This window comes from Streptomyces sp. DH37, from assembly GCF_029813835.1.
In the GTDB taxonomy this organism is placed as follows: Bacteria; Actinomycetota; Actinomycetes; order Streptomycetales; family Streptomycetaceae; genus Streptomyces.
The window spans coordinates 98,984-125,731 of the sequence record NZ_JARVKV010000007.1; the positions used below are offsets into that span (position 1 = coordinate 98,984).

At 74.3% G+C, this 26,748-nt stretch carries 26 protein-coding genes and 1 other RNA gene; 13 read left to right on the top strand and 14 right to left on the bottom strand.

Features of this window, described 5'->3' with window-relative positions; genetic code table 11:
- Nucleotides 1-25 precede the first annotated feature (25 nt).
- Nucleotides 26-868 carry a hypothetical protein gene (locus tag QC029_RS06355; protein WP_279554424.1) on the bottom strand — a complete coding sequence of 281 codons (843 nt, stop codon included), beginning with the start codon at nt 866-868 and terminating at the stop codon, nt 26-28.
- Nucleotides 865-1,716 carry a MerR family transcriptional regulator gene (locus tag QC029_RS06360; RefSeq protein ID WP_279554426.1) on the bottom strand — a complete coding sequence of 284 codons (852 nt, stop codon included), beginning with the start codon at nt 1,714-1,716 and terminating at the stop codon, nt 865-867. The genes QC029_RS06355 and QC029_RS06360 overlap by 4 nt, the downstream gene beginning before the upstream one ends.
- Nucleotides 1,717-1,813: 97 nt before the next feature.
- Between QC029_RS06360 and rnpB the strand changes: the two genes are divergently transcribed.
- Nucleotides 1,814-2,230, top strand: an RNA gene (rnpB, locus tag QC029_RS06365) — RNase P RNA component class A.
- A 39-nt stretch (nt 2,231-2,269) separates the two neighbouring features.
- Here rnpB and QC029_RS06370 read toward each other — a convergent pair.
- From QC029_RS06370 to QC029_RS06380, 3 genes are all read right to left on the bottom strand, one after another.
- The gene (locus tag QC029_RS06370) at nt 2,270-3,070 is read right to left on the bottom strand and encodes an SDR family NAD(P)-dependent oxidoreductase (RefSeq protein ID WP_279554427.1); all 801 of its coding nucleotides are present in this window, start codon (nt 3,068-3,070) and stop codon (nt 2,270-2,272) included.
- A 166-nt stretch (nt 3,071-3,236) separates the two neighbouring features.
- Nucleotides 3,237-3,770: an N-acetyltransferase gene (locus QC029_RS06375; protein WP_279554428.1), complete on the bottom strand. Its 534-nt coding sequence runs from the start codon at nt 3,768-3,770 to the stop codon at nt 3,237-3,239.
- Nucleotides 3,767-5,041, bottom strand: a complete 1,275-nt coding sequence (locus QC029_RS06380; protein ID WP_279554430.1) for a helix-turn-helix transcriptional regulator — start codon at nt 5,039-5,041, stop codon at nt 3,767-3,769. Before QC029_RS06380 ends, QC029_RS06375 begins: the two co-directional genes overlap by 4 nt.
- A 203-nt stretch (nt 5,042-5,244) precedes the next feature.
- On the opposite strand from QC029_RS06380, the gene QC029_RS06385 reads away from it, so the two are divergent.
- The 6 genes from QC029_RS06385 (at nt 5,245) to QC029_RS06410 (ending at nt 8,560) form a co-directional block, all read left to right on the top strand.
- Nucleotides 5,245-5,418 (top strand): hypothetical protein, encoded by a 174-nt coding sequence (locus QC029_RS06385; RefSeq protein WP_279554431.1) that lies wholly within the window; start codon nt 5,245-5,247, stop codon nt 5,416-5,418.
- The gene (locus tag QC029_RS06390) at nt 5,415-5,666 is read left to right on the top strand and encodes a hypothetical protein (protein WP_279554433.1); all 252 of its coding nucleotides are present in this window, start codon (nt 5,415-5,417) and stop codon (nt 5,664-5,666) included. Before QC029_RS06385 ends, QC029_RS06390 begins: the two co-directional genes overlap by 4 nt.
- Nucleotides 5,663-5,929, top strand: a complete 267-nt coding sequence (locus tag QC029_RS06395) for a hypothetical protein (protein ID WP_279554434.1) — start codon at nt 5,663-5,665, stop codon at nt 5,927-5,929. The genes QC029_RS06390 and QC029_RS06395 overlap by 4 nt, the downstream gene beginning before the upstream one ends.
- Entirely contained in the window at nt 5,926-6,726 is an 801-nt protein-coding gene (locus QC029_RS06400; protein ID WP_279554435.1) for a helix-turn-helix transcriptional regulator, read from the top strand. Before QC029_RS06395 ends, QC029_RS06400 begins: the two co-directional genes overlap by 4 nt.
- Nucleotides 6,727-7,259: 533 nt before the next feature.
- Nucleotides 7,260-7,718 (top strand): cupin domain-containing protein, encoded by a 459-nt coding sequence (locus QC029_RS06405; RefSeq protein WP_279554436.1) that lies wholly within the window; start codon nt 7,260-7,262, stop codon nt 7,716-7,718.
- 104 nt (nt 7,719-7,822) lie between these two features.
- Nucleotides 7,823-8,560: an HAD family hydrolase gene (locus tag QC029_RS06410; protein WP_279554438.1), complete on the top strand. Its 738-nt coding sequence runs from the start codon at nt 7,823-7,825 to the stop codon at nt 8,558-8,560.
- A gap of 93 nt (nt 8,561-8,653) precedes the next feature.
- Here QC029_RS06410 and QC029_RS06415 read toward each other — a convergent pair whose 3' ends face one another.
- The gene (locus tag QC029_RS06415; RefSeq protein ID WP_279554439.1) at nt 8,654-9,877 is read right to left on the bottom strand and encodes a lactate 2-monooxygenase; all 1,224 of its coding nucleotides are present in this window, start codon (nt 9,875-9,877) and stop codon (nt 8,654-8,656) included.
- Nucleotides 9,878-9,897: 20 nt separating this feature from the next.
- Nucleotides 9,898-10,812 (bottom strand): PhzF family phenazine biosynthesis protein, encoded by a 915-nt coding sequence (locus QC029_RS06420; protein ID WP_279554441.1) that lies wholly within the window; start codon nt 10,810-10,812, stop codon nt 9,898-9,900.
- A 172-nt stretch (nt 10,813-10,984) separates the two neighbouring features.
- Between QC029_RS06420 and QC029_RS06425 the strand changes: the two genes are divergently transcribed.
- From QC029_RS06425 to QC029_RS06440, 4 genes are all read left to right on the top strand, one after another.
- Entirely contained in the window at nt 10,985-12,616 is a 1,632-nt protein-coding gene (locus tag QC029_RS06425; RefSeq protein WP_279554443.1) for an alkaline phosphatase D family protein, read from the top strand.
- A gap of 196 nt (nt 12,617-12,812) precedes the next feature.
- Entirely contained in the window at nt 12,813-14,138 is a 1,326-nt protein-coding gene (locus QC029_RS06430; RefSeq protein WP_279554444.1) for a multidrug effflux MFS transporter, read from the top strand.
- Between the two features lie 486 nt (nt 14,139-14,624).
- Entirely contained in the window at nt 14,625-16,433 is a 1,809-nt protein-coding gene (locus tag QC029_RS06435) for a DUF262 domain-containing protein (protein ID WP_279554445.1), read from the top strand.
- On the top strand, nt 16,430-17,485 hold the full coding sequence (locus QC029_RS06440; protein ID WP_336621560.1) for a CBS domain-containing protein: 1,056 nt from the start codon (nt 16,430-16,432) through the stop codon (nt 17,483-17,485). Before QC029_RS06435 ends, QC029_RS06440 begins: the two co-directional genes overlap by 4 nt.
- 62 nt (nt 17,486-17,547) lie before the next feature.
- On the opposite strand, the gene QC029_RS31165 is transcribed toward QC029_RS06440, so the two are convergent.
- Nucleotides 17,548-17,946, bottom strand: a complete 399-nt coding sequence (locus QC029_RS31165) for a DUF397 domain-containing protein (protein WP_369281315.1) — start codon at nt 17,944-17,946, stop codon at nt 17,548-17,550.
- 300 nt (nt 17,947-18,246) lie between these two features.
- The gene (locus tag QC029_RS06445) at nt 18,247-18,651 is read right to left on the bottom strand and encodes an anti-sigma regulatory factor (protein ID WP_279554447.1); all 405 of its coding nucleotides are present in this window, start codon (nt 18,649-18,651) and stop codon (nt 18,247-18,249) included.
- A gap of 294 nt (nt 18,652-18,945) precedes the next feature.
- On the opposite strand from QC029_RS06445, the gene QC029_RS06450 reads away from it, so the two are divergent.
- A complete protein-coding gene (locus tag QC029_RS06450; protein ID WP_279554449.1) occupies nt 18,946-20,052 on the top strand; it encodes a small ribosomal subunit Rsm22 family protein in 1,107 nt (368 codons plus the stop codon).
- Between the two features lie 12 nt (nt 20,053-20,064).
- On the opposite strand, the gene ddaH is transcribed toward QC029_RS06450, so the two are convergent.
- A complete protein-coding gene (ddaH, locus tag QC029_RS06455; RefSeq protein ID WP_279554493.1) occupies nt 20,065-20,850 on the bottom strand; it encodes a dimethylargininase in 786 nt (261 codons plus the stop codon).
- A 359-nt stretch (nt 20,851-21,209) separates the two neighbouring features.
- Between ddaH and QC029_RS06460 the strand changes: the two genes are divergently transcribed.
- The gene (locus QC029_RS06460) at nt 21,210-21,947 is read left to right on the top strand and encodes a bifunctional DNA primase/polymerase (protein ID WP_279554451.1); all 738 of its coding nucleotides are present in this window, start codon (nt 21,210-21,212) and stop codon (nt 21,945-21,947) included.
- Nucleotides 21,948-22,031: 84 nt separating this feature from the next.
- On the opposite strand, the gene QC029_RS06465 is transcribed toward QC029_RS06460, so the two are convergent.
- The 4 genes from QC029_RS06465 to map all read right to left on the bottom strand — a co-directional run bounded on the left by QC029_RS06465 (nt 22,032) and on the right by map (nt 26,730).
- Entirely contained in the window at nt 22,032-23,018 is a 987-nt protein-coding gene (locus tag QC029_RS06465) for a hypothetical protein (protein WP_279554452.1), read from the bottom strand.
- A 175-nt stretch (nt 23,019-23,193) separates the two neighbouring features.
- Entirely contained in the window at nt 23,194-24,855 is a 1,662-nt protein-coding gene (locus QC029_RS06470; protein ID WP_279554453.1) for a cellulase family glycosylhydrolase, read from the bottom strand.
- A 220-nt stretch (nt 24,856-25,075) separates the two neighbouring features.
- The gene (locus QC029_RS06475) at nt 25,076-25,744 is read right to left on the bottom strand and encodes a heme oxygenase (biliverdin-producing) (protein WP_279554456.1); all 669 of its coding nucleotides are present in this window, start codon (nt 25,742-25,744) and stop codon (nt 25,076-25,078) included.
- A gap of 128 nt (nt 25,745-25,872) precedes the next feature.
- Nucleotides 25,873-26,730, bottom strand: coding sequence for a type I methionyl aminopeptidase (gene map, locus QC029_RS06480; RefSeq protein ID WP_279554458.1), 858 nt, complete (start codon nt 26,728-26,730; stop codon nt 25,873-25,875).
- Nucleotides 26,731-26,748: the final 18 nt, after the last annotated feature.

Consider the following 26,748-nt stretch of genomic DNA (forward strand, 5'->3'; position numbering starts at 1 on the left):
GCGGAACCGGCCCGGGCCCGGTGCGTCAGCAGGCCGCGCCCCGGCTCCCCAGCCCCTCCCGCAGCGCGGCCACCGCCGCCCGCGGATCGTCGGCGTACAGACGCAGCACCCGGGCCCGCTCCCGGCCGCCGAGCGGGCGGACGACCTCCACCGGCGCGTCCAGCTCCACCGTCACCGTGGTCCGGCCGCCGACGGCCAGGTCCAGCACGCCGCCGGCGACCTCCACCGGCCTCCCCCGGGGGAAGCGGTGCTCGACGCGGACGGCCGTCACCGACCCCGCGGGCACCGCCACGTCCACCAGCGCGCCGTAGCGCACCCGCAGCGAGCCGTCCGCGCCCACCACGTGCGGACGCACCACGCAGGAGGCGTGGAACCCCAGCACCAGCAGCACGCCCCACACGTCCAGCACCAGCGCCGCCGCGTGCGCCACCGGCCAGTCGGCCAGCAGCACCGCCATCACCGCCGTCTCCACCACGGCCACGAACAGCAGCCCGTACGCCATCGCCGCCTGCCCGCCCGCGTACGGCACCGCCGTGCCGCCGGCGCCCACCCCGTGGGGGCGCCGCGCCGCCCACCGCACCAGGCTCGCCATCACCCGGGCCTCGTGCGCCAGCAGCCGCCGCACCGGCACGGGCACGGCCGCCCGTACGGCCTCGCCCGCCGCGTCCCGGCCGCTCAGCCCTCCGCGCCGGGCCCTCCGCCAGGCGCGCACCAGCACCGCCGCCTCGGCCGCGAGCACGCACCCGACCGCCGCCTCCGCCGCCGCGAGCACCGGCCACGGAATCCGCACCCCCGCCACCAGGCACACCACCAGCGCCGCCTCGGCCGGGAGCACCACCGCGGCCCCCCACCGCGCCGCCCGCCTCACCGGGCGTCCTCCGCCCGCACCACCAACAGCCGCATCGCCTGCCGCAGCGCCTCCGCCTGCGCCGGGGCGAGATCGGCGAAGAGCGCGCCGGCGAGACCGCCGTCCCCCTCGAACCCCCTCCCGAGAGCCTCCTCGAAGCCCCCGGCCCCGCCGGACGAGGCGCCCGCCTGCTCCCGGAGCATCTCCGCCGCCTCCTCCGGTACGCCGTCCGCCACCGCACGGGCCGCCCGCGCCACCCTCGGGTCGTCCACGTCCGCCTCCGCCAGCTCGTCGAACAGGGCGTACACCTCGTACATCCGGTCCATCGCCGCCGGATCGCCGCCCAGGGAGCCGAGCGCCGCGACCACCTCCCGGCCGCCCCCGTCCGGCGCCGCGTCCATCAGGGCCAGCAGCTCCCGCTCCCTCACCGCCGTCGCCGGCTCCGGGCCCGGCAGCCGGGAGGTGGCGCGGGCCATCTCGCCGAAGAGCGCGGCCAGTTCGGGGGAGACCGGCCCCTCGGCGGGCAGCTCGCCGCGCCCGGCCAGCTCCAGCAGCCCGCGCACCCGGGCCCGCCGCTCGCGCAGCGCCTCCTCCTGCCGGGCCAGGTCGGCGTCCAGCTCCTCCAGCACCTCGCGCAGCTCGCGCCCGGCGTCCGGCTCACCGGCGGTCAGGACGTCGCGCACCTCCTCCAGGCCCAGCCCCAGCCCGGTCAGCCGCCGCACCCGCGCCAGCGCGACCGCGTCGCGCAGCCCGTACTCCCGGTAGCCGTTCGCCCGCCGCGCGGGCTCGGGCAGCAGCCCCAGATGGTGGTAGTGCCGCACGGTGCGGGTGGTGACGCCCGCCAGCGCGGCCAGCTCGCCGATCCTCATGCCCCGAAGTCAACACGTTGACGTCGCGGCAGGGTCAAGCGCGGCCCGCGCGTCCGCACCGCACACGGCGGCGGGATAGCATGGCCGGTACGGCAGACGAGTCGTGCGGGCGGTCGCGGCGGGATCCCTCCGGGGTGAACGTCGAGGAACGTCCGGGCTCCACAGGGCAGGGTGGTGGGTAACGCCCACCCGGGGTGACCCGCGGGAAAGTGCCACAGAAAACAGACCGCCGGGGGCCTCACCGCCCCCGGTAAGGGTGAAACGGTGGTGTAAGAGACCACCAGCGCCCAGGGTGACCTGGGCGGCTCGGTAAACCCCACCCGGAGCAAGGTCAAGAGGGGTCGCCGCCGAACGGTGACGGCGGCCCTGCGCGGACGATCGAGGGCGGCCCGCCCGAGTCCGCGGGTAGACCGCACGAGGCCGGTGGTGACACCGGTCCCAGATGGATGGCCGCCTCCCGGCGGGCCGCGAGGCCCGCCGGAGACAGAACCCGGCGTACAGCGCGGCTCGTCTGCCGCCGTTCGGCGGGGCGGCCGAGCCGCGGTGCCGCGGGTCAGGACGGGGCGTCCGTACCGGCCGGCAGCACCGCTTCCGGTGACTCGGGCAGGGTCTGGCCGCCGTCGACGGTGACGACCTGTCCCGTGATGAACGACGCCCGTTCGTCGGCGAAGAACTCCACCACGTCGGCGATCTCCTGCGGCCGGGCGAGGCGGCCCAGGGGGACGGTCGCGGCCATCTGGGCGAGGTAGGTCTCCCCCAGCTCCTCAAGCCCCTCGGTCATCACGTTGCCGGGAGCCACCGCGTTCACGGTGATGCCGTACGGGGCGAGTTCCAGCGCGGCCGTACGCATGAAGCCCAGCTGCGCGGCTTTGCTCGCGCCGTAGTGGCTCCAGCCCGGAAAACCCGTGAGCGGGCCCGTGATCGAGGACGTCAGCACGATCCGGCCGCGTCTCGACTCCCGCAGCAGCGGCACGCACGCCGCGACGGCGAGTATCTGGCTCTCCACGTTGGTGGCGAAGACCTCGCGTACGTCGGCGTGCGTCATGTCCGCCAGCGGCCTGTTGGGGAAGACGCCGGCGTTGAGGCACAACACGTCCAGGCCGCCGAGCGATGTCCGGGCGGACTCGGCCAGCCGATGCGCGAAGTCGCGCTCGGTGACGTCGAGAGCCAGCCCCTCCACGGTCTGTCCGGCACGGCGCCCGGCTCCCCGGAAGGTCTCCAGCACGTGCTCCGGAACGCTGCGCCCGATCAGGAGGACGTCCGCCCCGGCGGTCACGAACGTGGAAGTGATCGCAGCGCCGATGCCGCGCGTGCCGCCGACCACGGCGACCCTCGTGGGTGGGGGATTGTCCATATGGCCTGCCTCGTCTCCGGTGTGTGCCGGACGCGGTGTCCGGCCGGGTCTCACGGTGTGCGGTGCGGCTCCGCAGCGCGGAACGTCCCGCCGTGGGCGGTGTCGTGTCCGGCCCCGGCACACCGGGCGACGGATCCGCCGCCCGGGTCTGCGCTGCACGTGGTGATCAGTCGGGCAGCGGCAGCTCGGCGAGCATCACCGCGAAGAGCGGGGAGTCGGCGAAGGGCTGCCGCTCGCCGACCTTCCGGTAGCCCCAGGACTCGTACAGCGCCTGCACCTTGGGGTGTGCGACGTCCACCAGCAGGACGGCCAGGTCCTCGTCGTGCTTCGCCAGCAGCCCGTGGTGCAGGAGTCGGGAGGCGCCGGTCTTGCGCCAGCGCGGGCGCACCATCAGCTCCGAGACGGCGAAGGTGCGGGACGCCTCGGGGGCCTGGGCCAGGTACTCCCGCCACCACTCGCGGCCGGGGGTGGCCGGCGCGCCGTAGGCGAAGCCCACCGGCTCGTCGCCGTCGAAGCCGATCACGCAGGAGAAACCGGGGTTCCCGCCCCAGTGGTCCACGAACCAGGGGAAGCGCTGGACGAACGGGTCGTCCAGCCGGTCCGCGTAGGCGTCGGCGTGTACGTCCAGGAGGGTCTGCCGGATGTCCGGCAGGTCCTCATGGGCGTAGTGGCGCAGGTCCAGGCCGGTGGCGATCGTCATGCGAGGGTCCATTCGCTGCGGTGACGGTCGCCCCACTCCCGCGCGACGGCGGAGTCGGGGGCGATGGTGATCAGGTCGCGGTGGAAGTCGCCGAGGCGGGAGCGCATCCTGCCGGGGAGGGGAGTGCCTTCCATCAACTGGAACGCGGTCTCGGTGGTCGCGCAGGCCTGCTCGATGTCGCGCTGGTGGAGCTGGGCCATGGCGAGCCGCAGCGTGGCCATGGCTCGGTTGCGGCGGAGTCGGCCGGGAAAGACGGACAGGGCCCGGTGCGAGGCGGCCTCGGCCTTTGCCGGGTCGCCCAAGCGGTTGTGGACGATTGAGGTGAGTGAGTTCAGTTCCGCGGGGCCGTAGAAGGCGACCCAGCTCGGCCGGGATTCCACCGAAGACGCCTTGCCGAGAACTTCCCAGGCGTAGCCGAGGGAGCGCAGGGCTGCCTGGCGGTCGCCGAGGCAGGAATGGCCGATCGCGGCACGGGCGTGGGCGAGCGAGGCGAACAGCGGGTCACGGCGTGCGGCGTTGGTGGCTTGCGCGGCCTGCGCGGCATCGACTGCCTGTGTGTAGTCCCGGCGCTCACGGGCCAGCATCGCGTAGGCATTCCACACGCACAGCTCCGTGGCGGAGTCCTGTGCCATCCGGGCCATATACAGGGCCCTGTCCAAGTGTTGGTGCGCGTGGCCGGAACGCTGGGAATCGATCATGGACCAGGCGGCGGTGACCGTGTAGTCGGCCGCCACACCGAACAGGCGCTGCCGGATGCGCTGGGAGGCCGCGCGCTTCTGCAAGTCCAGTGCCCGACCGGCGCCGGACAGTGCCGCGCGTTCCAGGCTCTCGTGCCCGCCTCGGGTGTGGTCCAGAGCGGTGAGGGCCTCCAGCCCTTCGCGGAGCCGGATCACGTCGGAGGTGCCGACGGACGACGGCCTGGCGGCGGCGACCAGGGGGACGGCCCCCGCGGTCGTTCCGGTGGTGGCGGTGAGGAAGTGACGGCGTCGCACGGGCTCCTCCTGCTCCGGTGGGGGCGCGGCGCCGTGCCTGCCCGCCGGAGCCGTGAAGCCCAACTCCTCGACGGCGCAACCGAACACCGCTTCTAGAGCCTGCCTCTGCCGGGGGTGGGGCCAAACCGTCTTTCCGGTCAGCCAGTTGCGCACCGTCCGGTCGCTGACGGTCCCCTCGTGGCCGCGGGAGCGCAGGCAGGTGTTCACGGCCTCGGCCAACTCGGCCTGGGTGAGGCCCGCTTCGAGCATGCGACTTCTGAGGCTCTGGTTCCTCTGCACTCGCTCACCGTAGCCACTCGAACTCGTTCGGTAGGACCGAGTGAGCGAAATTTCCGGTTGGGGGTGATCCGCAGGGCTCCGGCTTTTCCTTACCCACGGTGACGGCCGGCCGTTGACTGGGACGGAAGCGCCGGACGGCGAGGAGCCGACCGCCCTCGACGACGACCGGCCCCACGACCCGGAACGAGGCGATGACAGCGACGATGACCATGACCACGGACGACCCCGCGCCCTCCGGCGCGTTCCCCCGGCCGGCGACCGGCGTACGTGTCCTGGACGTCGGCACGGGCCGCCCGGCGCGGGCCCTGCCGCGACGCGAGGGCGGGCGTGAGCCGCGCCGGTGGGCCGAGGTCGGCGACCTGAGGAGCGCGCCGTGAGGGCGGCCGGGCGGGAGACCGGGCTGGGGCACCGGGAGCACCCGCTGCTGGGGCGGACCGTGCTGGACACCGCCACCGGCCGCACCGGGATCCTGCGGGCGGTCTGCCCCGAGCCGGACGGCTGCCGGGCGTGGACGGGGCCGGCGCTCCGGCCGGGGAGCGGCCCGCCGGTGGCGTGGCTGGCTCCGGTCGGGGGCGGCGTGGAGTGGACCACCGCGCCGGACGCGCTCCGGGAGGTGGCCGGGTGAACGTCCGCCGCCGTGTGCTCCGGGCCGTCCGGGCCGTCCGGTCCCTCCGCCTGCCGGAGCCGGACGGTCTCGCGGCCGGGGCCGTCCTCGCCGCCGCGAACGTGCTGGGCCTCGGGGCCGTGGCCTGCGCGACGTGGGCCGTCCCGGCCGCCTCCGACGCGCCGCCCACCGGTGTCCTGGACGACGCCCGGCCCGCGCCCGGACCCGGCTCCGTACCCGGCCGGCTGCCGCACACGGCGGACGGGAGGGAGGAGAGGCGATGACGGAAGGCAGGACGGTGGCGGTGACCGGGGAGGTCAGCGGCGCGGAGGTGCTGCGGTGCGTGGGGCGGCAGATCCGGCTGCTGCGGACGCGGGCGCGGCTGGAGCGGCCGGAGCTGGGCAGGAGCGTCGGCTACAGCCCGGCGACGGTGGCCGCGCTGGAGCAGGGGAGACGGGTGCCGCAGCCGGAGTTCCTGACCGCCGCCGACAGCGTGCTGAAGGCCGGAGGCGTGCTGGGCGCGGCCGTGGACCTGATGGCCCACGTCCGGCTGGGAGGTGCCGGGCGGGTGGTGCCGGAGACGGTGGCGGCCTGGCACGGCTACGCGACGATGACCGTGCCCGAGCCGCTGCGGACGGCCGGGTACGCCCGCGCCGTGCTGCGGATGGCGCGCCCTCTGCTGCCGGAGGAGACGATCGAGGAGAGGCTGGCCGCGCACGCGGCCCGGCCGCCGGTGCCGCTGCTGAGCTGCGTGCTGGAGGAGAGCGTGCTGCACCGGCCGTACGGGGGCTGGGAGGTGCTGCGGGGGCAGCTCGCCCATCTGTGGGAGGTGGGGCAGCGCCGGCAGGTGGAGGTGCAGGTGATGCCCACCGCGCTGGAGGACCACGCCGGGACGGAGGGCCCGTTCGCCCTGCTGGAACCGGAGGACGGCCGGACGGCGGTGGTCCGGGCCGACGGCCGCCTCGTCACCGGCTCCGCCGCCGTCCGGGCGCTGGAGCAGCGCTACACCGCCCTGCGCGCCCAGGCCCTCTCCCCGGCCGACTCCCTGGCCCTCGTCGGGGAACTGGCGAAGAGGGCGTGAACCGCGCCCGCCGCCGCCCGTCCACCGGCCCGATGACCCTTTCGGGTGAGCGCCGGGCCTCCCCGGCCTTCCCCGGCGGGAGCGCCGCCACCGTGCGCACGGGGCGGACGGCGCCCCTACCGTGGAGGGCCGAGGGTCAAGCCGGTGCCGGACGGGGACCACGGAGAGATCGTCATGTGGCTGCCGGAGCGCTGTACGGCACAGCGCCCCGAACTGCGCATCTCCATCCCGAGCCGGGGCTCGTCGTCGGGGAGTGCGGCAGCGGCCGGGCCCGCCCCGACGGGGTGCCGGCCCCGAAGCGGTACTTCGCCGGGCGCGGCGAGTGGTCGGACCCGAGCGGCGTGCCGATGGTCGTCGAGGTCGCCTCCACCCGGTCCGGCGGGGGATCGTCCCGGAGGCCGGTGGGCCGAAGGAACCGATGGCCTGACCGGCCGCGCGGCACGTGCCGCCGCCGTACGCGCACCGGACCGGCGTCCCCGCCCGGAAGCGGATCGCCGCGGATAATGCCGGTACGCGACGGAAGGAATACCGCCATGAGCTCCGAGGCGTTCAGGGACCACGGGCCGCGCCCCCACGCACTGGACATCGAGCAGGCGACCCTGACCAACGACCGCTTCCGCACCACCTTGTGGACCGGTACCAACCTCCAGCTGACGGTGATGAGCGTCGAGCCGGGCGGCGAGATCGGGCTGGAGATGCACATCGACCGCGACCAGTTCCTGCGGGTGGAGGCCGGGCGGGCGCGGGTGCTGATGGGGCCGGAGGAGGACCGGATGTCCTTCGACCGCGAGGTCGTCGACGACTGGGTCGTCCTCGTCCCGGCCGGGACCTGGCACAACGTGGTCAACACCGGCGACGAGCCGCTGAAGCTGTACTCCCTCTACGCCCCGCCCGAGCACGCCCACGGCACCGTGCACCGCACCAGGGCCGAATCGGACGCCGCGGAGGAGGCGGAGCGGTCCGAGGGGCCCGGCGAGTACGCGGGGGAGTGACCGAAGGACGCCCTTGGCCGGTGTGACGGTGCGTGTCATGCTCGCGGCACAGCGAGGTCGGGCGGTCGCCGGGGCGTCCGGGCGCGAGGGCGGGGAGGCGCGGCATGGTGGCCGTTCGCGGGGTGCTGTTCGACGTCGACGACACGCTGTTCGACTACTCGGGCTCGGACGAGGCCGGACTGCTGGCCCACCTCGCCGCCGGGGGTCTGCTGGAGCGCTTCGCAGAGCCCTCCGCCGCGGTCGCGCTCTGGCGGGAGATCACCCGGGCCGAGTACGCCCGCTACACCGCGGGCGAGATCACCTTCGCCGAACACCGCCGCGCCCGGGTGCGCCGGTTCCTGGCCCGCGTCGGGCGGCCGGGGGCGGACGGCATGTCCGACGAGGAGGCCGGCGCCTGGTTCGCCGGGTACACGGCCCACCGGGACGCCGCCCGCAGGGCCGTGGACGGCGCCTCGGCCGTCCTGGCCGGGTTCGCGCCCCGCTACCGCCTCGGCGTCGTCTCCAACTCCTCCCTGCCGCACCAGCGCGAGAAGCTGGCGGCCCTCGGCCTGCTGGCGTACTTCGGGGACGCGCTGGTCTGCTCGGAGGAGCACGGGGAGGCCAAGCCCGCGCCGGGCATCTTCCTGGCGGGCTGCGCCCTGCTGGGCCTCGAGCCGCACGAGGTGGCCTACGTCGGCAACGACCACGCCGTCGACGCGGTGGGCGCCCGCGACGCGGGCCTGCGCGCGTACTGGCTGGACCGCGGGGACACCGGCTGGGGAGGCACGCGGGAGGGGGCTCCCGCCGACGGGGTCCGCGTCATCCGCTCCCTGGAGGAACTGCCCGCCGCCCTCGCCGGGTGAGGCGCGGGGGCGGGCGGCCCGTCCGAAGCGGCGTCCGAAGCGGCGTCCGGAGCTGCGTTCAGGGTTGCGTTCAGGGGGCGTCCGAAGCGGCGTTCAGGGCTGCCGCCGCAGCACCTCCGGCGACAGCTCCGCCGGGGAGCGGTGCCCCGACAGCCCCAGCGTCAGGTCCAGGTCGGCGAGCAGGCTCCGCAGCACGTGCCGCACGCCCTCCTCGCCGCCGTGCGCCAGGCCGTACGCGAACGGGCGGCCGACCAGCACCGCCCGCGCGCCCAGCGCCAGCGCCTTGACCACGTCCGCGCCGGTGCGCACCCCCGAGTCGAACAGCACCTCGATCTCGTCGCCCACCGCCTCGGCGATCTCCGGCAGCATGTCCAGGGAGGCCACCGCGCCGTCCACCTGGCGACCGCCGTGGTTGGACACCACGATGCCGTCCATGCCCGCCGCCACCGCGCGCCGGGCGTCGTCCGGGTGCTGGATGCCCTTGAGGACCACGGGGCCGTCCCAGTGCTCGCGCAGGAACGGCAGCCGGTCCCAGGACCTGTCGGTGCCGGTGAACATCGGCACCCAGCGCAGCACCGCCGAGATCGGGTCCTCCTCCGGGGACTTCTCCAGCCCCGCGCGGAAGGCCGGGTCGGAGAAGGGGATCGCCGTGCCGACGCCCCGGATGAACGGCAGGTAGGACAGGTCCAGGTCGTGCGGGCGCCAGGCCAGGGTCCAGGTGTCGAGGGTGACCACCAGCGTGGTGAAGCCCGCCGCCCTGGCCCGCTCCAGGATGCTGACGCAGACGTCGTCCTCGTTCGGCCAGTACAGCTGGTACCAGCGCGGTCCGTCGCCGCTCGCCTCCGCCACCTCCTCGAGGGTGTGGGAGGAGGCGGTGGACAGCACCATGGGCACGCCCAGGGCGGACGCGGCCCGCGCGGTGGCCAGCTCGCCCTCCGGGTGGACGATCGACTGCACGCCCACGGGCGCGAGCAGGACGGGGGCGGGCATCGCGGTGCCCAGCACGGTGGTGCGCAGGTCGCGCACGGTCGCGTCGCGCAGCATGCGCGGGACGATCCGCCACCGGCCGAACGCCTCCCGGTTGGCGCGGTCCGTCGCGCCGGACCCGGCCGCCCCGGCCACGTAGTGGAACGGGCCGTCCGCCAGCCGCTCGCGGGCCGAGGCCTCCAGGGCGGTGAGGTCGGTGGTGAACGGAGGGAGCTGCCCGCCCAGGCCGTTCAGGTAGATCTCGCTCTGGTACGCGCCGAAGTTCGCGCCCTGCGCCCCCTGCGCCCCCGGTATGCCGGCCGGTCCACCCGGTCCGCCCGTTCCGCTCATGTCCCGTCCCTTCCCGCGGCTCACCCGATGCGGGCCGCCGCCCCCGACACCCGCACGCGCGGGTCGTCCGGGCGCAGCTCGACCTCCAGCAGTCCGGGCCGGCCCATGTCGTGCCCTTGGTGGAGGGTGAGGACCGCCGGCGCGGTGATCAGGCCCAGGGCGCGAAGATACCCGCCGAACGCCGCCGCGGCCGCCCCCGTGGCGGGATCCTCCACCACGCCCCCGACCGGGAACGGGTCGCGGACGTGGAAGACCGTCCCCGGCACGGTCCCCGGCGCGGCCCGCGACTGCGGCTCCCGCCACACCAGTTGGAGGGTGGTCAGGTCCAGCCGGAGCATGAGCGCCTTCAGCCGCCCGAAGTCGTAGTCCAGCGCGGCCAGCCGCTCGCGGGTCGCGGCGGCGAGCACCAGGTGCCGGGCGCCGGCGAAGGCGATGCGGGCGGGCAGTTCCGGGTCCAGTTCGCCGGCGTGCCAGCCGAGCGCGGCCAGCGCCTCGGCCAGGTCCTCGCCGCCGATCTCCGCCACGTACGGCTCGACGCCGGTCAGCGTGGCGCGCAGCGCGCCGGCGCTCCCGGCGACCGTGACGGGGACGGTCCCGGCCGGGGTGGCGAACACCAGCTCCCCCGGCCCGTCCCGCTCGGCGAGCGCGACCGCCGCGGCCACCGTGGCGTGGCCGCAGAAGGGCACCTCGGCCTCCGGGCTGAAGTAGCGGACGGTGAAGCCGCGGCCCGGCGCGGCGTCCAGACCCGGGGGCGGGGGAGTGAGGAAGGCCGTCTCCGAGTAGCCGACCTCGGCGGCGACCGCGAGCATCCGCGCCTCGTCGAGGCCGCTCGCGTCGAGGACGACTCCGGCCGGGTTGCCGCCGTCCGGGTCGGATGAGAAGGCGGTGTAGCGCAGTACGTCCGGGGTTGCGGCCCCCGTGCCCCTGGTGTCCATGACCGGCCAACCCCGCCCCGCCCGCCCCCTATTCCGCGCCGCGGCCGTCCCGCCGCCGCACGGGCGGCGCGGCCCGCCGCGCGGCCCGCGTCACCCGCCCGCCACAGAACCGTCGTGTACGCGCCAACGTGTCGCCGCCGTGCCGCCGCCCCGCCCCGCTGCAATCGCGTGCATGACGCACTCACCGAGCGCCACCGCCGAACTGAGAGCCGCCGCACGCCACCTGGGCCGCCGCCGGTTCCTGACCGTCACCGGGGCAGCCGCCGCGCTGGCCCTCGGCACGAACCTGCCGTCCACCGCCCACGCCGCCCCCTCCCTCGACCCGAACCGGATCACCGAGGACCCCTTCACCCTGGGCGTCGCCTCCGGCGACCCGCGCCACGACTCCGTGGTGCTGTGGACCCGCCTGGCCCCCCGGCCGTACGAGCAGGACAGCGGACTGCCCGCCGAGCGCGTCACCGTCCGGTGGGAGGTCGCCCGCGACGAGCGCTTCCGCCAGGTGGTCGCGCGCGGCGGCGTCACCGCGCACCCGGAGTTCCACCACGCCGTGCACGTCGAGGTCCCCGGCCTCGCCCCCGGCCGCGACTACCACTACCGCTTCCGCGCCGGCCGCTGGATCAGCCCGGCCGGCCGCACCCGCACGGCCCCCGCGCCCGGCGCGACGCCCGCCTCGCTGCGCTTCGCGCTCGCCTCCTGCCAGGCCTACCACGACGGCTACTACACCGCGTTCGGCCACCTCGCCCGCGAGGAGGACGTCGACGCCGTCCTCCACCTGGGCGACTACCTCTACGAGTACGCCGTCGACGCCGCGGGCGGCCACCGCAGGTACGCCGACCGCACGCTGCCGGACCTGTTCGCCCGCGAGACCGTGACGCTGGAGGACTACCGGCTGCGGTACGCCCTCTACAAGTCCGACCCCGACCTCGCCGCGGCCCACGCCGCCCACCCGTGGATCGTCACCTGGGACGACCACGAGACGGAGAACAACTACGCCAACGGCGTACCGGAGAACGGCGTGCCGCCGGAGGAGTTCCTGATCCGGCGCGCCGCCGCCTACCGCGCGTACTACGAGAACATGCCGCTGCGCCGCCCCCAGCGCCCCCAGGGCCCCGACCTCCAGCTCTACCGGCGGCTGCACTACGGGCGCCTGGCGCAGTTCGACGTGCTCGACACCCGCCAGTACCGCGACAACCAGGCCAACGGCGACGGGTGGAAGGTGCCCACGCCCGAGTCCGAGGACCCCTCGCGCACCATGCTCGGCGCCACGCAGGAGCGCTGGCTGGCCGACGGCTGGCGCCGGTCGAGGGCGCTGTGGAACGTGGTGCCGCAGCAGGTCGTCTTCTCCCGCCGCCGCAACCGCGTCGAGGGCCCCTGGCCGGTCTCCATGGACGCCTGGGACGGCTACCCCGGCGCCCGCGAGCGCTTCCTGGCGGGCGCGGAGTCGGCGGGCGTGGACAACCTCGTCGTCCTCACCGGCGACGTCCACGTCCACTACGGGTTCGACATCAAGCGCGACGCCGACGACCCCGGCTCCCGCACCGCCGGGGTCGAGGTCGTCACCTCCTCCATCACCAGCGGCCGGGACGGCGCGGCCAAGCCCGCCAACTGGCAGACGCTGATGACCGCCAACCCGCACATGAGGTACTACAACGGGCAGCGCGGCTACGTCCTGCTCGGCCTGGACCGCGAGAAGCTGCGCGCCGACTACCGGACGGTGCCGGCCGTGACCACCCCCGGCGCGCCGATCACCACCGCGGCGTCCTTCGTCTCGCCCGCCGGGGAGCCGGGGCTGCTGCCGGCCTGACGCCGGGTCGGACGCGGGCCTGACCCCGACCGGACGCGGGCCTGACCCCGACCGGACGCGGGCCCGGTCCCGGCCGGACGCCCGAGCCCGCCGCCACGGCTTGGCCGGGTTTGTCCGGGTACTGAACAAAGGGGGTGTGCCGGGGTCGGAAAACCTGGGATGATTGGACGGTTTCCGTCGAATCCTGGAGAGGTGCATGACCGACCCCGGCCCGTCCCCGGCCGCCGCCGAATCCGAGATACCCCAGCAGCTCCCCACGCCCCCGTCCCCCGAGCGGGAACGGGTCCCGCAGCCGCCCCCGCCCACCGGCCGCGCCCGTGCCGGACTGCTGATCACCCTCATCCTCGGCAGCCTCACCGCCCTCCCGGCGCTGTCGATGGACATGTACCTCCCGGCGCTGCCCGACGTCGGCGCCGTCTACGGCAGCCCGGCCGCCCAGGTCCAGCTCACCCTCACCGCCTGCCTGCTGGGCCTGGCCGTCGGCCAGCTCGTCATCGGCCCGATGAGCGACCGGTTCGGCCGCCGCCGCCCGCTGCTGGTCGGCATGGCGGGCTACGTACTGGCCAGCGCCGCCTGCGCCCTCGCCCCCGGCATCCAGTCCCTCACCGCCTTCCGCCTCGTCCAGGGAGTGGCCGGGGCGGCGGGCATCGTGATCGCCCGGGCGGTCGTCCGCGACCTGTTCGACGGGCTCGCCATGGCCCGCTTCTTCTCCACCCTGATGCTGATCTCCGGCGCCGCCCCGATCCTGGCGCCCGTGCTCGGCGGCCAGGTGCTGCGGTTCACCGACTGGCGCGGCGTCTTCCTCATCCTCGCGGGCTTCGGCCTCGTCCTCACCCTCGTCACCGCCTGGCGGCTGCCGGAGACCCTGCCGCCCGCGCGACGGCACAGCGGCGGCGTCACCGACGCCCTGCGCACCATGCGCGGCCTCTTCGCCGACCGGGCGTTCACCGGCTACCTGCTGGTGGGCAGCTTCGGCTTCGCGGCGCTGTTCGCGTACGTGTCCGCCTCGCCGTTCGTCATCCAGGAGATCTACGGCGCCTCGCCGCAGACGTTCAGCCTGCTGTTCATGGTCAACTCCATCGGGCTGGTGGCCACCGGCCAGATCAACGGCAAGCTCCTGGTCGGCCGGGTCTCCCTGGACCGCGTCATCGCCGTCGGCCTGGGCCTGATCCTGCTCTCGGCCGGCGCGCTGCTGCTGATGACGACGGGGGTCTTCGGGGACGTGGGCCTGGTCCCCGTCTCCGCCGGGCTGTTCACGCTGATGTCCGCCATGGCGCTGGTGCTGCCCAACGCCAACTCCCAGGGTCTGATGCGCACTCCGCACGCGGCGGGCTCCGCCTCCGCCCTGCTGGGCACCTCCCAGTTCCTCGTCGGCGCGATCGCCTCCCCGCTGGTGGGCGTCGCGGGCGAGGACACCGCCGTGCCGATGGCGCTGGTGCAACTGGTGTGCGCCCTCGTCGCGATCGGGTGCTTCGCGGCGCTGTGCCGCCCGGGACGCGGCCGAAGGCGCGCGCGGGCGTGAGGGCGGTCCCGTCCGGCGGCTCGCCCTGCCCGCCCCGACGGGACGCCTCCGGCCCGGACGGCGTCCACAGGCCGTCCGGGCCTGCCGTGCGGGCCGGGTCCGGTGGTCGCGGATCGTGCGGTCACACCGCTCGCGGTGGGCCGGAAGCGCGCGCCGCGCCGCCGGGCGCCACAGGCGCGCTCCGGTTCCCGGCTCGGGAATCCGGAGTCCGGCGACGGCGAGATCGCGCCGCATGCCGCACCGACCGGGACGCCACGCGAGAGACTCCCTGGCGAACCCGGAACGTCCCGCGCACGGGCCTGAGCACCGAATTCCCGGCACCAGAGTGCTGCGGGCCCTAGGGGAAGCGCCTCCACGCACAGCACCACACCCTGGCCGGATCCATGCGGTGACGGGGGGAAAACGAAGACATTCTTTGACGCATCGTCAATCTCCTTGCTGCAATTGCTTTTTGAACAATTCGGCCGAACGTGGGGAAGAGACGGCGTGGCGCTCGACAGTCCGAAGCTCAAGGACGTCCTGAAGGACGTCGCCTCCGGAGTCCTCCAGCTCCCTGACTTCCAGCGCGAGTGGAAGTGGGACGACGAGCGCATCAGGGCGCTCATCGCCACCGTGACGCTCGACTACCCGCTCGGCGTGGTGATGGCGCTGGAGACCGGAGGCAAGTCCCCCTTCAAGCCCCGAACGATCAAGGGAGCCGAGGGCGTGGACGGCAGGGCGCCCGACCTGCTGCTGCTGGACGGCCAGCAGCGCATGACCTCGCTCTTCCAGGCCCTCCACCGCGACAGCCCGGTCGAGACGGTCGACACCCGCGGCAAGCCGCTCAGGCGCTGGTACTACGTCGATATCGCCAAGGCGATCGGCGCGCCCTCGGAGCGCGACGACGCGGTGGTCTCCGTCCCGGACGACCGCGTGCTGAAGACGGGCTTCCCCCGCAGGGTCGCGCTCGACCTGACCACGCCCGAGCTGGAGTGCCGCGCCGGCTACTTCCCGATCCATCTGGTGTTCGACACGCAGAAGGTGAACGCCTGGAAGAAGATCTTCGTGGGGGTCGACGACGAGAACTGGGACCGCTGGTCACAGTTCGAGGAGAACGTCCTCAACAACGTGAAGTCCTTCCAGGTCCCGATGATCAAGCTCGCGGCCTCCACCACCATGGACGCCGTCTGTGCCGTCTTCGAACGGGTCAACACCGGCGGCGTCCCCCTCAACGTCTTCGAACTCCTCACCGCCACCTACGCCGGCAACCAGGAGTACGTCGCCCGGCACGGCGAGTACTACCGCCTGCCCGAGGTCTGGCACGAGATCAAGCGGAAGCTGACCTCCGCCCGCCCGGTCTTCGGCCGCATGGAGGCCGGGGTCGAGGACGGTCTCAGCAGCAGCGACTTCCTCCAGGCCGTCGCCCTGGTGCGCACCTGGGAGCACAAGCAGGAGGAGCCGCGCGCCGCGGTCTCCTGCAAGCGCCGCGACCTGCTGGAGCTGCCGCTGGCCGACTTCGACCGCCTGGCGCCCCGCCTGGCCGACGCCTTCCACTGGGTGGGGGCCTTCCTGGAGCGGCAGTGCATCGTCCGCCCCACCGACTTGCCCTACCGCACCCAGCTCGTCCCGCTGGCCGCCGTACGCGCCATCGTCGGCGAGGAGACGGACACGCCCGGCGCCGAGGAGCGCATCAACCAGTGGTACTGGTGCGGTGTGCTCGGCGAGATGTACGGCGGCTCCACCGAGAGCCGCTTCCCGCGCGACGTGGAGCAGCTCATCGCCTGGATCCGCGACGCAGACGCCCCCACCCCCGACACCGCGGCCGAGGCCGCCTTCCTCGATGATCGCCTGGACAGCCTGGCGACGCGCAACAGTGCCGCCTACAAGGGCGTCTACGCCCTGCTGATCAAGCAGGGCGCGGTGGACTGGTACTTCACCGAGGCGCCGCTGTCCCCGGCCCGCCTGATCGAGCAGAACGTGGACGTGCGGCAGATCTTCCCCAGGAACTGGGTCGAGAAGAACGCGCCCGCCCACGCCCGCTACGTCAACTCGATCGTCAACAAGACGCCCCTGTCGCTGCGGGCCGGCCGGAGCATGGTGGGCGCCCCGTCCACGTACCTGAGGACGCTGGTCCAGGAGTCGGGCGTGCGCCCCGAGTGGTTCGACGACGTGCTGACCACCCACCTCATCGACCCCGCCACCCTCCACGACGGCGACTTCGAGCGCTTCTACGACAGCCGCGCCAAGCAGCTCCTGGAGCTGGTGAAGTCCGCCATGGGCAAGCAGACCGTCTTCCGTGAGACGCAGGGCCGGTGAGCGGAGTGCCCCACACCCCCTCGGAGGAGGAGCTCCGCGCACTCGGCGGCAGGACGCTCACCGTGCCCGGCCTGCTGGAGGCCTTCGGCGTGCGCAGGCGCGACGACCAGACCGTCCTGCACATCACCCAGGCCCTCAAGGACGTCGGCCTGTCGACGGACCCGGACTTCGCCGACTGCACGCTGCGGCAGGAGTTCCGGGTCGTGGTCCTGGAATCCGCGTCGGGGACGGCCCCCGACAGCGACGTCGAGGAGGAGGACGAGGGTCTGCCGTCCGGGGCACTGCCCCAGCAACCCTTCACGATCGGCGATATCCCGGCCGCGCGCCGCGGCGTCGAGTGCGTCAGCCCCGGCGACCCACTGACCCGGGCGATGTACCTGATGCAGACCAAGAACTACTCGCAGGTGCCCGTCCTGGACGGCGACTCCGTCCTGGACGGCGTCGTCACCTGGCGTTCGATCGCCCTGGCGCACGCGACGGGGACGGACCTGGTGCTGGCCAACGCCGTCGAGCACGATCCGCCGGTCGCCCAGACCTACCACGAGTTCTTCTCCCTGTTGCCCACCATCAGGGAGCACGGCTACGTGCTGGTGCGGGAGAACGACGGGACGGTCACCGGCATCGTCACGGCAGCGGACATCACCGAGCGCTTCGACGACACCGCGCGCCCGTTCTTCCTCGTCGGCGAGATCGAGTACCGGCTGCGCAAGTGCCTGGGAGCGAAGCTCGGCGAGGAGGCCGTCAAGGCCGTCCAGACCCGTGAGAAGACCGGCCGGATCACGGACCTGATGTTCGGCGACTACGTGAAGCTCCTCGACGGCGACCAGCGCAACAAGCAGGGCCACCGAAAGGAGGCCGCGTGCGCCGCCGCCGACGGCAACTGGGCGGCGCTCGGCTGGGCCGGAGTGGTGGACCGGGTCGAGTTCGTGCGCCAGCTCGACCGAGTGCGCGGCATTCGCAACAAGATCGCACACTTCGATCCCCAACCGCTGCCGCCGGGGAAGAACGAGGAACTGCGCCAGTTCGTCACCCTGCTCAGGCAACTCACCTGAGACGGACGCCTCCGGCTCTCCTTCCGGGGCGGGCGCCGCCCGCCCCGGAAAGGGGCCGTGCGTCAGCGCAGGTGGTCGGGGAACGCGCCCCAGGCGTCCCGCCCGAAGCCGAGCACCGGGCCGACGGGGCGCTTGCTGTCGCGGGCGGGGAGATCGCGATCGGCAAAGCGGGGGAGCCGGTGGCCACGGTGGCGCCCCTCCGGCCCGGGGGGAAGCGGACCGGCCGCGGCTCGCCCAAGGGCCCATCGACGTCCCGGACGACTTCGACGGGCCGCCCGACGACATCGCCGGCGCCTTCGGAACGCGCTGATGCGGCTCCTGCTCGACACCGAGCCCGCCGTGCACGTCGGCGCCGTGACACCGTGGGAGATCCCGATCAAGCAGTCCGTCGGCAGGCTCAGGGGCCCGGAGAGCCCGGCCGAGCGCGTACGCGACAGCCGGCCCACGGGTCGGCCCGTCACCGCCGGGCACGGAGTGCGGGCAGGTCGGCTTCCGGATCACCACAGGGATCCCTTCGACCGGGTACCGGTCGCCCAGGCGCGGATCGAGGCGATGACCCCGGTGACCCGCGACACGCGGATTCCGCGGTACGACGTGCGGGTCGCGCCGGTCCGAGGCGCGGCGCCGGACGCGGGCGGGCGGCCTCGGAGCCGGCCCCGCCGGCCGCGGCCGTGTGAGGGCGGGCGCCGTCCGTGCGCCCCGGGGCGTCCGCGGGGCGTTCGCGGGGCAGAGGAGGAGGGCCGGTGCCGGATCGGCGGGGGTCAGGCCGGACGGAGCGGGAAGGCGGCCCGGATCGTCTTGCCCTTGCCCGGGCGGAGCGTGACCGTGACGTCGCTGGCCAGTTCGCGCACCAGCAGCCAGCCGAAACCGCCGGGGACGGCGGGGTTTATCTGGACCGTCCGCGGGCGCCGGACGCTGGAGTCCGAGACCTCCACCACCACGCCCCCGTCCTTGGGCGCCTCCAGATGGAAGTCCGTCACCCCGCCGGCGTGGCGGACCGCGTTGGACACCAGCTCCGAGACGCCCAGCAGCACGGCGTCCACGTCCGTCGTCGACGCGTCCGGCTCGACCGCCCGGACGAACTCGCGCACCAGCTCCCGCGCCTGCTCGCCGGACTGCGGGAATCGGCTCGACAACCGCTCCGGTAGGTGGCCTTCCCTGGGCATCGGTCCTCCTCGCTTCAGAGTTGTTTTTCCAACTCCCCCGTTTCGTCTGCCCCCCGGGGCGCTACCGACACAGCCAGAACCGTTGATCATGTTTTTTTCGCCGAAGGCGGAGAAGGGAATGGTCCGGCGATTCCCGGGGCCGTGGCGCGCATCGCGGCGAAAAGAAGGCGAACGGTCATGCGGCGTGAATGGGGACGGATTCGGAAGGGCCGCCGGAAATGAATTCGGCACCGGCCGGGAGGCGCTGCCGTGCGGGCGGACGGCGCTCCGGGCCGCCCGCCTACACTTGGCCCGGTGTTCGCCCCCCTCCACATCGACGAAGAACTGCGCGGCGCGCTCGCCCGCCTCCTCGACGGTCTGCCGCCGAAGCAGGCCGCCGGGGCCGTCGAGCGGCTGATCGCCAGCTACCGGGGGCGCGTCCCCACCGGCACCCCCGTACTGCGCGACCGCGCCGACGTCGCCGCCTACGCCGCCTACCGGATGCCCGCCACCTTCGAGGCCGTCTCCGCCGCGCTGGGCGCCCTCGCCGACCGGGCCCCCGGCCTGGACCCGGCCACCCACCTGGACGTGGGCGGCGGCACGGGCGCGGCCGTGTGGGCCGCCGCCGCCGTCTGGGGCGACGGCGGCGGTGGCGGCGGTGGCGACGGCGACGGGGCGGGCGCCGGGGGCGCGCGGACGACCACCGTGCTGGACTGGGCCGAGCCCGCCCTCGCCCTCGGCCGCGAACTGGCCGCGGCCTCCGGCTCGGCGGCGCTGCGCGGCACCGAGTGGCGGCACGGGCGCATCGGCGCCGGGCCGGGGCTGGAGGCGGCCGACCTGGTCACCGTCTCCTACGTGCTGAACGAGCTGGCCGAGGACGCCCGGCACTCCCTGGTGGACGCCGCCGCCGCGGCGGCCCGGCGGGCGGTGGTGATCGTCGAGCCGGGTACGCCCGACGGCTACCGGCGGGTCATCGAGGCGCGCGGCCGGCTGGTCGGCGCCGGACTGCGCGTCCTGGCGCCCTGCCCGCACAGCGGCACGTGCCCGGTGGAGCCGGGCTCGGACTGGTGCCACTTCGCCGCCCGCGTCAGCCGCTCCTCCCTCCACCGGCAGGTGAAGGGAGGCTCGCTGGCGTACGAGGACGAGAAGTTCTCCTACGTGGCCGCCGTCCGCCCCGGAGCGGACGGCGGCCCGGACGGCACGCCCGCCCCGGCCCGGATCGTGCGCAGGCCGCAGATCCGCAAGGGCCAGGTCCTGCTCGACCTGTGCACCGAGCACGACGGGCTGCGCCGCGAGACCGTCACCAAGCGGCACGGGCCGGCGTACCGCGCCGCCCGGGACGCGGACTGGGGCGACGACTGGGACAGTGAACGGGACGGCGGCCGGGGCGGCGAGCGGGACGGCGGCCGGCCCCGCCCGTAGGCGCCGGGGACGTCAGCCCCGCAGCTCCGCCGTGCAGCACTTCACGCTGCCGCCGCCCTTGAGCAGTTCGCCCAGGTCGACGCCGACCGGCTCGTAGCCGCGCTCGCGCAGCGGACCGAACAGCCCCACCGCCGCCTGCGGCAGCAGCACGTGCCGGCCGTCGCTGACCGCGTTCAGGCCGAAGGCGCGGGCGTCGGCCTCCCCGGCGACGATCGCGTCGGGGAAGAGCCGGGCCAGGACGGCCCGGCTGCCGGGGGAGAACGCCTCCGGGTGGTACATGACGGCGTCGTCGCGGGCGTCGTCCAGCACGCACAGCGCGGTGTCCAGGTGGTAGAAGCGCGGGTCCACCAGGTCCAGGCCGATCACCGGGCGGCCGAAGAACTCCTGCGCCTCGGGGTGGGAGAGGGGGCTGCTGCGGAAGCCGCGGCCGGCCAGCAGCCAGGAGGCGGTGACGGCGAAGTCGCCCTCGCCCTCGTTGATGTGCTCCGGCTCGCGCACGTCCGTGAAGCCGTGCGCGAGGTACCACTCCCGGTGCGCGGCGGCCTCCCCCGCCCGCTCCGGGTGGGCGAAGCGGGCGCCGAGCACCCGGCCGTCGACGACGAGCGCGCCGTTGGCGGCGTAGACCATGTCGGGCAGGTCCGGGTCCGGGGCCAGCTCCTCGACGGTGTGGCCGAGCGAGCGGTACAGGTCGCGCAGCCGCTCCCACTGGGCGACGGCCAGCGGGAGGTCGACGGGCTTGGCGGGGTCCATCCACGGGTTGATGGAGTAGGTGACCCGGAAGTGCGCCGGTGAGCACATCAGATAGCGGCGGGGTGTGTACACGGAGGACTCCTCACAGGATCGCTGTGTGGCGGAGGGGGCGCGCTGTGTGAGCACATGGTCCACCCGGCGGGCCCCGGCGTCTGCGCCCCGGAGCGGTTTTTCCGCCGGGCGGCCCCCACGTCATCCGGCCGGAGGAGTCCGCGGCGCCCGGGGGAGGCCCGGTGTCGGCCGCCCGGACCACTGTGACGACCGCGACTGCCTCCCGATTACTCATCGGCGACCGATGAGGAGCAGGATGGAAACGGTCATCCGGGATCCGTGGATTCCGCCCGGCTGCGGGCGTTCGGTTCCGTACCCTCGAAAACCCACGGTCCCGGTCGCGAGTGAGGCGGTTCATGGAACGCGAAAGCAGATTCTCCCGGTGGCTGCGCCGACGCTCCCGCAGCGGTGCGCACGCGAGCGCCGTGCAGGAGGCGGCCCGCGTCCGGGAGGACCTGCTGCTGACGGCCGCCGCCGCGGGCTTCCCCCTGGCGCCGGCCGCGCACCCCGAGGGCTACGGCTGCTCCTGCGAGCGGATCGGCTGTCCCACCCCCGGCCGGCACCCGGTCTCCTTCGCCTGGCAGACGCAGGCCACCACCGATCCCGAGCAGATCGTCCGCTGGGCCGCCGGCCAGCCGCTGGCCAACTTCGTCACCGCCACCGGCCGCGCCCACGACGTGCTGGACGTACCGGTGGGGGCGGGGCGCGCCGCGCTGGAGCGGCTGGAGGCCGCGGGCGTCGAGGTCGGGCCGGTGGCGGTGTGCGGCACCGACCCCTGGTCGGGGCGGATGCTGTTCTTCACGGCCACCCGCGGCACCCCGGACGACGAGGACGAGTGGTGGCCGTGCGAGCTGGACTGCCACCCGGAGACCCTGGACGACCATCCGGGCCTGCGGTGGCACTGCCGCGGCAGCTACGTCCTCGTACCGCCCGCGCGCCTGCCCGGCGACGACCCCGAGCCCGCCGTCGGCTGGCTGCGCGCCCCCGAGCGCCCGCTGCCCGACCCGCTGACGCTGCTGGAGACGCTGACGGACGCGTGCGCGGTGTACGCGGAGGAGGAGCCGGACCACGCGGCTCCGTGGCCGGTGCGCTGACGCGCGGCTCCGGGAGGGGGACGGCCGGCCGCCCCGGCCGCCGCCCCGTACCGCGCACACCCCGGCCGGCCCGCCGGGGCGGGATCACTCGCCCTTGGCGCCCGTCAGGCGCTGGAGGCGGTACAGCAGCGTGACCCGCGGGTCCGCGGCGTCGGCGGGCGGCACGGCCGCCGCCTGGACGGCGAGGCGGACGTACGTCACCGACTGCCGGGGCGTGCCCTCCAGCAGGGCCCTGACGTAGGGGTCCTTGACCTGCGGCGTGTAGCCCTCGGCCACGGTCTGCCTCATCTGGTGGTGCGTGGTGAAGAAGACCAGCGCCCCGCCGTCCTCCGTGCGCAGCCCCACCGGGGCGAACCGCGCGTCCCGGGCCGGGAGGTCGGCCCACTGGGTGCGGGCGCCGGGACTCGTCGCCGTCCTCCTCCGCTCCTCGCGCAGGGCGCTGGTCGCCGGCCCGTCGGCGAAGGCGTCACCGCCCTCGCGCAGGTAGTCCGCGTACGCCCGGCTCAGGTCCTCCGGCGCGACGGCCAGCCGGGCGGACCCGTCGGCGGGGACGGCCTCGACGTGGCCCTCGCCGTCCTCGGCGAACTCCGGCACCGCGGACTCGGCCAGCACCGACAGGTACGACGCCTTCCACGCCTCCGCGACGCCGTTCCTGGTGAAGACCAGCAGCCAGCGCTTGCCGGGGCTCTGGCTGGAGGCGGTGTCGGCGACGAAGAACTTCGGCCAGCCCGCCTGCCGCGGTATCAGGAAGCGGGCGTCGGTCAGCTCCAGGTCCCGGTGGTCCGGGCTGCCGTCCGGGTGGACGGCGTGGCGGGCCCGCAGCCCGGCCTGGTCGACGGCGCCCAGCGGGCCCGTCTCGATGGTGGAGTTGAGCTCGGCGTCGTGGGTGCGGTTGGCCTCGTTGTTGGTCTCGGTGAAGTGGTCGAGGACCTTCGCCGCCTCCGCCTCGGTCGTCGCCGGGACCACGGCCCTCTCCCCGTGCACCGTGACGCAGCCCGGCAGTCCCGCCAGCCCGGCCAGCACCGCCGCCAGCACCACGGCGCCCCTCAGCCCACGCGCCTTCGTCCGCACTCTCTCCGACCCCTCCCGGACCCTCACGAGGCTCTCCGGCCGAACCCTACCGGTGCCGCGCGGGGGCCGGGCGACGGGATGGGGGCGCGGGGCCCGGCCCCGCCCCCGCCCCGGTCGAGGGGCCCTGCGGGGGCGGGGCCGGGCGTCCGTCACACCGGCCGCGCGGCGGCCCGCGTCACGGTGCCGAGCAGGGGGCGCCGTCGAGCGTGAACACGCCGGGGACGGTGTTGGCGCCGTTCCAGGTGCCGGTGAAGCCGATGGTCACCGAGCCGCCCGCCGGGATGGTCGCGGTGTAGGAGGCGGGCCTGACGGTGACCGCCGTCCCGCTCTGGCTCGGGGTCCCGCCCCACATGTTGGTGATGGTCTGGCCGTCGGCGAACCGCCAGCCCAGCGTCCAGCCGCTGATCGCGGAGGCGCCGGTGTTGCGGACGGTCACCTCGCCCTGGAAGCCGCCCTGCCACTGGCCGACGACCTTGTAGGCGACCGAGCAGGCGCCCGGCACGGGGTCGCCGGTCCGGCTCGTGGTGACGTTCACGACGGCGGAGCGCTCGGAGCGGTTGCCCGCCGCGTCCCGCGCGTACACGGCGAAGGTGTAGGCGGTGCCCGCCGTCAGACCGGTGATGCCGGCCGAGGTGCCGGTGGTGGTCCGCACGGTGGTCTCGGACGTGCCGCTGACGCGCACCACGTCGTACCCGGTCACCCCGGTGTCGTCGGAGGAGGCCGCCCAGGTCAGGGTGACGCCGGTGGAGGTCACGCCGGAGGCCACGGGCGTGCCCGGCCGGGTGGGGGCGGTGGTGTCGCCGCCGGAGCCGCCGCCGTAGACGGTGGCCTCCCTGGCGGTCGCGGCGATGCCGTTGGCGCCCTCGAAGATGCGCCGGCCCCAGCTGGTCAGGGAGTCCGGGTCGAAGCCGTTGACCATGTCCAGGTACTCGACGCCGCCGCCGTTGCCGCTCCAGGACCAGCCCAGGTAGCCCAGGCCGAGCTGCTGGGCGGTCGCCAGGATCGCGTCCTCGTCCGGGTTGCCGTCGGAGTGGTCGTGCCCGAACTCGCCGACCAGGACGGGCAGCCGCGCGTCGACGAAGCGGCCCAGGTAGTCCCGCACCTCGGCGGCGGTGTCGAAGACGCCGTACATGTGGATCGAGAACAGGGTGTTGCGGTCGGGGTCGGCGGCGAAGACCGACGCGGCGTTGTCCCGCATGGTGAACGACCAGTCCTGGCCCCAGTTGGGGGCGTCGACCATCAGCGCGTGGTCGAAGCCGGCGCCGCGCAGCTTCTGGATGGCGGCCTTGGTGTCGGCCGTCCAGCTCTGGTAGCCGCTGTTGCCGTGCGGCTCGTTGCCGATGTTGACGACGACGTAGTCCTCCTGGCCCACCAGCGCGCTCTTCACGCCGATCCAGTAGTCGGCCGCCCGGTCCAGGGAGACGGCGCCGCTCTGCTCGCCGTAGCCGGTGGTGTCGTGCACCTCCAGCACGCAGATCAGCCGGTTCCGCTTGCACTCGGAGACGACGTTCGCCACGTCGGACGCGTCGTTGCGCGTCCAGCGGTCCCCGCTGCTGAGCACCACCCGGACGGTGTTGGCGCCCTTGGCCTTGATGTGGGAGAGGGAGTCGGACTCGCCCGGGTACCAGGTGTGGGCGTGGTTGACGCCCCGCATCACGAAGTCGTTCCCGTTGCCCTCCAGCAGGCGCCCGTCGCTGACGTGGAGGCCGGTGGCGGCGGCTGAGCCCCCGGCGGCCTCCGGGGCGGCCTGCGCGGTCTGGCCGAGGCCGGACAGCGACAGCAGTAAGCCGAGGAGGGCGCTGCCGGCTGCGGTGGTACGGGCGGTGCGTGGTCTCATCTGTCACTCCAGTGAACCGGTGCCTGACAACGATGTCATCTTTGAGGGGGGAGGGCCGATGCGCGATCGGACCTGGGAGCGCTCCCAATGAACATCCGTTGTCGGTGCCGCGTCAAGGGGTGCGACGGAGATCGATTCCCGCTCCGGGGCGGCCCGCCGACCGTCCCGGACGAGTCCGGAGGGCCCCCCAAGCGGCCCAGTGCGGCCCAGTGCGGCCCCGTCAGGCGCTGAGCGGGAACTCCTCGCCCAGCTCGCGGAAGACGGCGGTGTTCAGCGCGAACGCGCGCCGGCACTCCTCGGCGATCCGCTGCTTCTCCAGGTCGTCGGCCGGCACCGCGTCCAGCAGCGCCCGGTACTCGCGCTTGAACGCGGCCGGATTGCCGATCTCCTCGAAGACGTAGAAGCGCACGCCGTCGCCCTTGCGCGCGAAGCCCCAGGTCTTCTCGGCCTTCCCGCGGATGATCTGGCCGCCCGAGAGGTCGCCGAGGTAGCGGGTGTAGTGGTGGGCGACGTAGCCGCCCGGCCACTCGCGGACCAGGCGGGTGATCCGCTCGGCGTACGCGGCCGTGGCGGGCAGCGGGGCCCGCGCCCCGCGCCAGTCCTCCCGCCCGCCGTGCAGATGGGTCAGATCGCGCTCCAGGGCGGCGGTGCGGAACAGCTCGGGCCGGAGGAACGGTCCCGCGACCGGGTCGTCCGCGAGCTCCTCCGCCCCGCTCTCCAGCGCCCGGTAGACGAACCACAGCTGCTCGGTGTACCGGGTGTACGCCTCCACCCCCAGCCTGCCGTCCAGCAGGGCGCCCATGAAGGCGGACCCCTCCGCCTCCGTGTGCTGCTGCCGCGAGGCGTCGCGGATGAGGACGGAGAACGGAGTCGTGACGGACGCGACCAAGGCGGGCCTCCGGGGACCAGGCGGCAGAGGGGCGGAGCGGCGCCTCGGGGACGCCGTCCGACCCGGCCGATTCTCGTTACTTAGGTCTGCCTAAGTCAATGTTTTCCCGACGGCTTGTCGGAAAAACGTCACGGAAGTGTCAGGATCTCGGCCCCCGAGTCGGTGACGACGAGCGTGTGCTCGAACTGCGCCGTCCGCTTGCGGTCCCTGGTCACGACCGTCCAGCCGTCCTGCCACATCTCCCACTCGTGCGTGCCCAGCGTCAGCATCGGCTCGATGGTGAACGTCATGCCGGGCTTCATCACGGTGGTCGCCCGCGGGTCGTCGTAGTGGGGGATGATCAGCCCGGAGTGGAACGAGCTGTTGATGCCGTGCCCGGTGAAGTCGCGCACCACGCCGTACCCGAAGCGCTTGGCGTACGACTCGATGACCCGGCCGATGACGTTGATCTGGCGGCCCGGCCGGACCGCCTTGATCGCGCGGTTCAGCGACTCCCGCGTCCGCTCGACCAGCAGCCGCGACTCCTCGTCCACGTCGCCGCACAGGTAGGTGGCGTTGTTGTCGCCGTGCACGCCGTGGATGTACGCGGTCACGTCCAGGTTCACGATGTCGCCGTCGCGCAGGACGGTCGAGTCGGGGATGCCGTGGCAGATGACCTCGTTGACCGAGGTGCACAGCGACTTGGGGAACTTCCGGTACCCCAGCGTCGAGGGGTACGCGCCGTGGTCGCACAGGTACTCGTGCGCCACCTCGTCCAGCTTGTCGGTGGTCACGCCGGGGGCGATGTGCCGGGCGGCCTCCGCCATGGCGCGGGCGGCGATCCGCCCCGCGATCCGCATCTTCTCGACCGTCTCGGAGTCCTGCACCTCGGGCCCGGTGTACGGGGTCGGGGCGTCCTTGCCGACGTACTCCGGGCGGGGGATCGAGGCGGGCACGGTGCGGTGCGGGGAGAGGGTGCCGGGAACGAGGAGCGACTGGCCAGACATGTGCGCGAGTCTAACCGT

What these genes read in the sequence shown, in the direction of transcription:
- QC029_RS06405 (WP_279554436.1), top strand. Translation starts at nt 7,260, where the DNA reads ATGAGCTCCGAGGCGTTCAGGGACCACGGGCCGCGCCCCCACGCACTG.
- QC029_RS06420 (WP_279554441.1), bottom strand. Translation starts at nt 10,812, where the DNA reads ATGGACACCAGGGGCACGGGGGCCGCAACCCCGGACGTACTGCGCTAC.
- QC029_RS06400 (WP_279554435.1), top strand. Translation starts at nt 5,926, where the DNA reads ATGACGGAAGGCAGGACGGTGGCGGTGACCGGGGAGGTCAGCGGCGCG.
- ddaH (WP_279554493.1), bottom strand. Translation starts at nt 20,850, where the DNA reads ATGTGCTCACCGGCGCACTTCCGGGTCACCTACTCCATCAACCCGTGG.
- QC029_RS06360 (WP_279554426.1), bottom strand. Translation starts at nt 1,716, where the DNA reads ATGAGGATCGGCGAGCTGGCCGCGCTGGCGGGCGTCACCACCCGCACC.
- QC029_RS06375 (WP_279554428.1), bottom strand. Translation starts at nt 3,770, where the DNA reads ATGACGATCGCCACCGGCCTGGACCTGCGCCACTACGCCCATGAGGAC.
- map (WP_279554458.1), bottom strand. Translation starts at nt 26,730, where the DNA reads ATGTCTGGCCAGTCGCTCCTCGTTCCCGGCACCCTCTCCCCGCACCGC.
- QC029_RS06370 (WP_279554427.1), bottom strand. Translation starts at nt 3,070, where the DNA reads ATGGACAATCCCCCACCCACGAGGGTCGCCGTGGTCGGCGGCACGCGC.
- QC029_RS06470 (WP_279554453.1), bottom strand. Translation starts at nt 24,855, where the DNA reads ATGAGACCACGCACCGCCCGTACCACCGCAGCCGGCAGCGCCCTCCTC.
- QC029_RS06410 (WP_279554438.1), top strand. Translation starts at nt 7,823, where the DNA reads ATGGTGGCCGTTCGCGGGGTGCTGTTCGACGTCGACGACACGCTGTTC.
- QC029_RS06425 (WP_279554443.1), top strand. Translation starts at nt 10,985, where the DNA reads ATGACGCACTCACCGAGCGCCACCGCCGAACTGAGAGCCGCCGCACGC.
- QC029_RS06460 (WP_279554451.1), top strand. Translation starts at nt 21,210, where the DNA reads ATGGAACGCGAAAGCAGATTCTCCCGGTGGCTGCGCCGACGCTCCCGC.
- QC029_RS06445 (WP_279554447.1), bottom strand. Translation starts at nt 18,651, where the DNA reads ATGCCCAGGGAAGGCCACCTACCGGAGCGGTTGTCGAGCCGATTCCCG.
- QC029_RS06415 (WP_279554439.1), bottom strand. Translation starts at nt 9,877, where the DNA reads ATGAGCGGAACGGGCGGACCGGGTGGACCGGCCGGCATACCGGGGGCG.
- QC029_RS06385 (WP_279554431.1), top strand. Translation starts at nt 5,245, where the DNA reads ATGACCATGACCACGGACGACCCCGCGCCCTCCGGCGCGTTCCCCCGG.
- QC029_RS06430 (WP_279554444.1), top strand. Translation starts at nt 12,813, where the DNA reads ATGACCGACCCCGGCCCGTCCCCGGCCGCCGCCGAATCCGAGATACCC.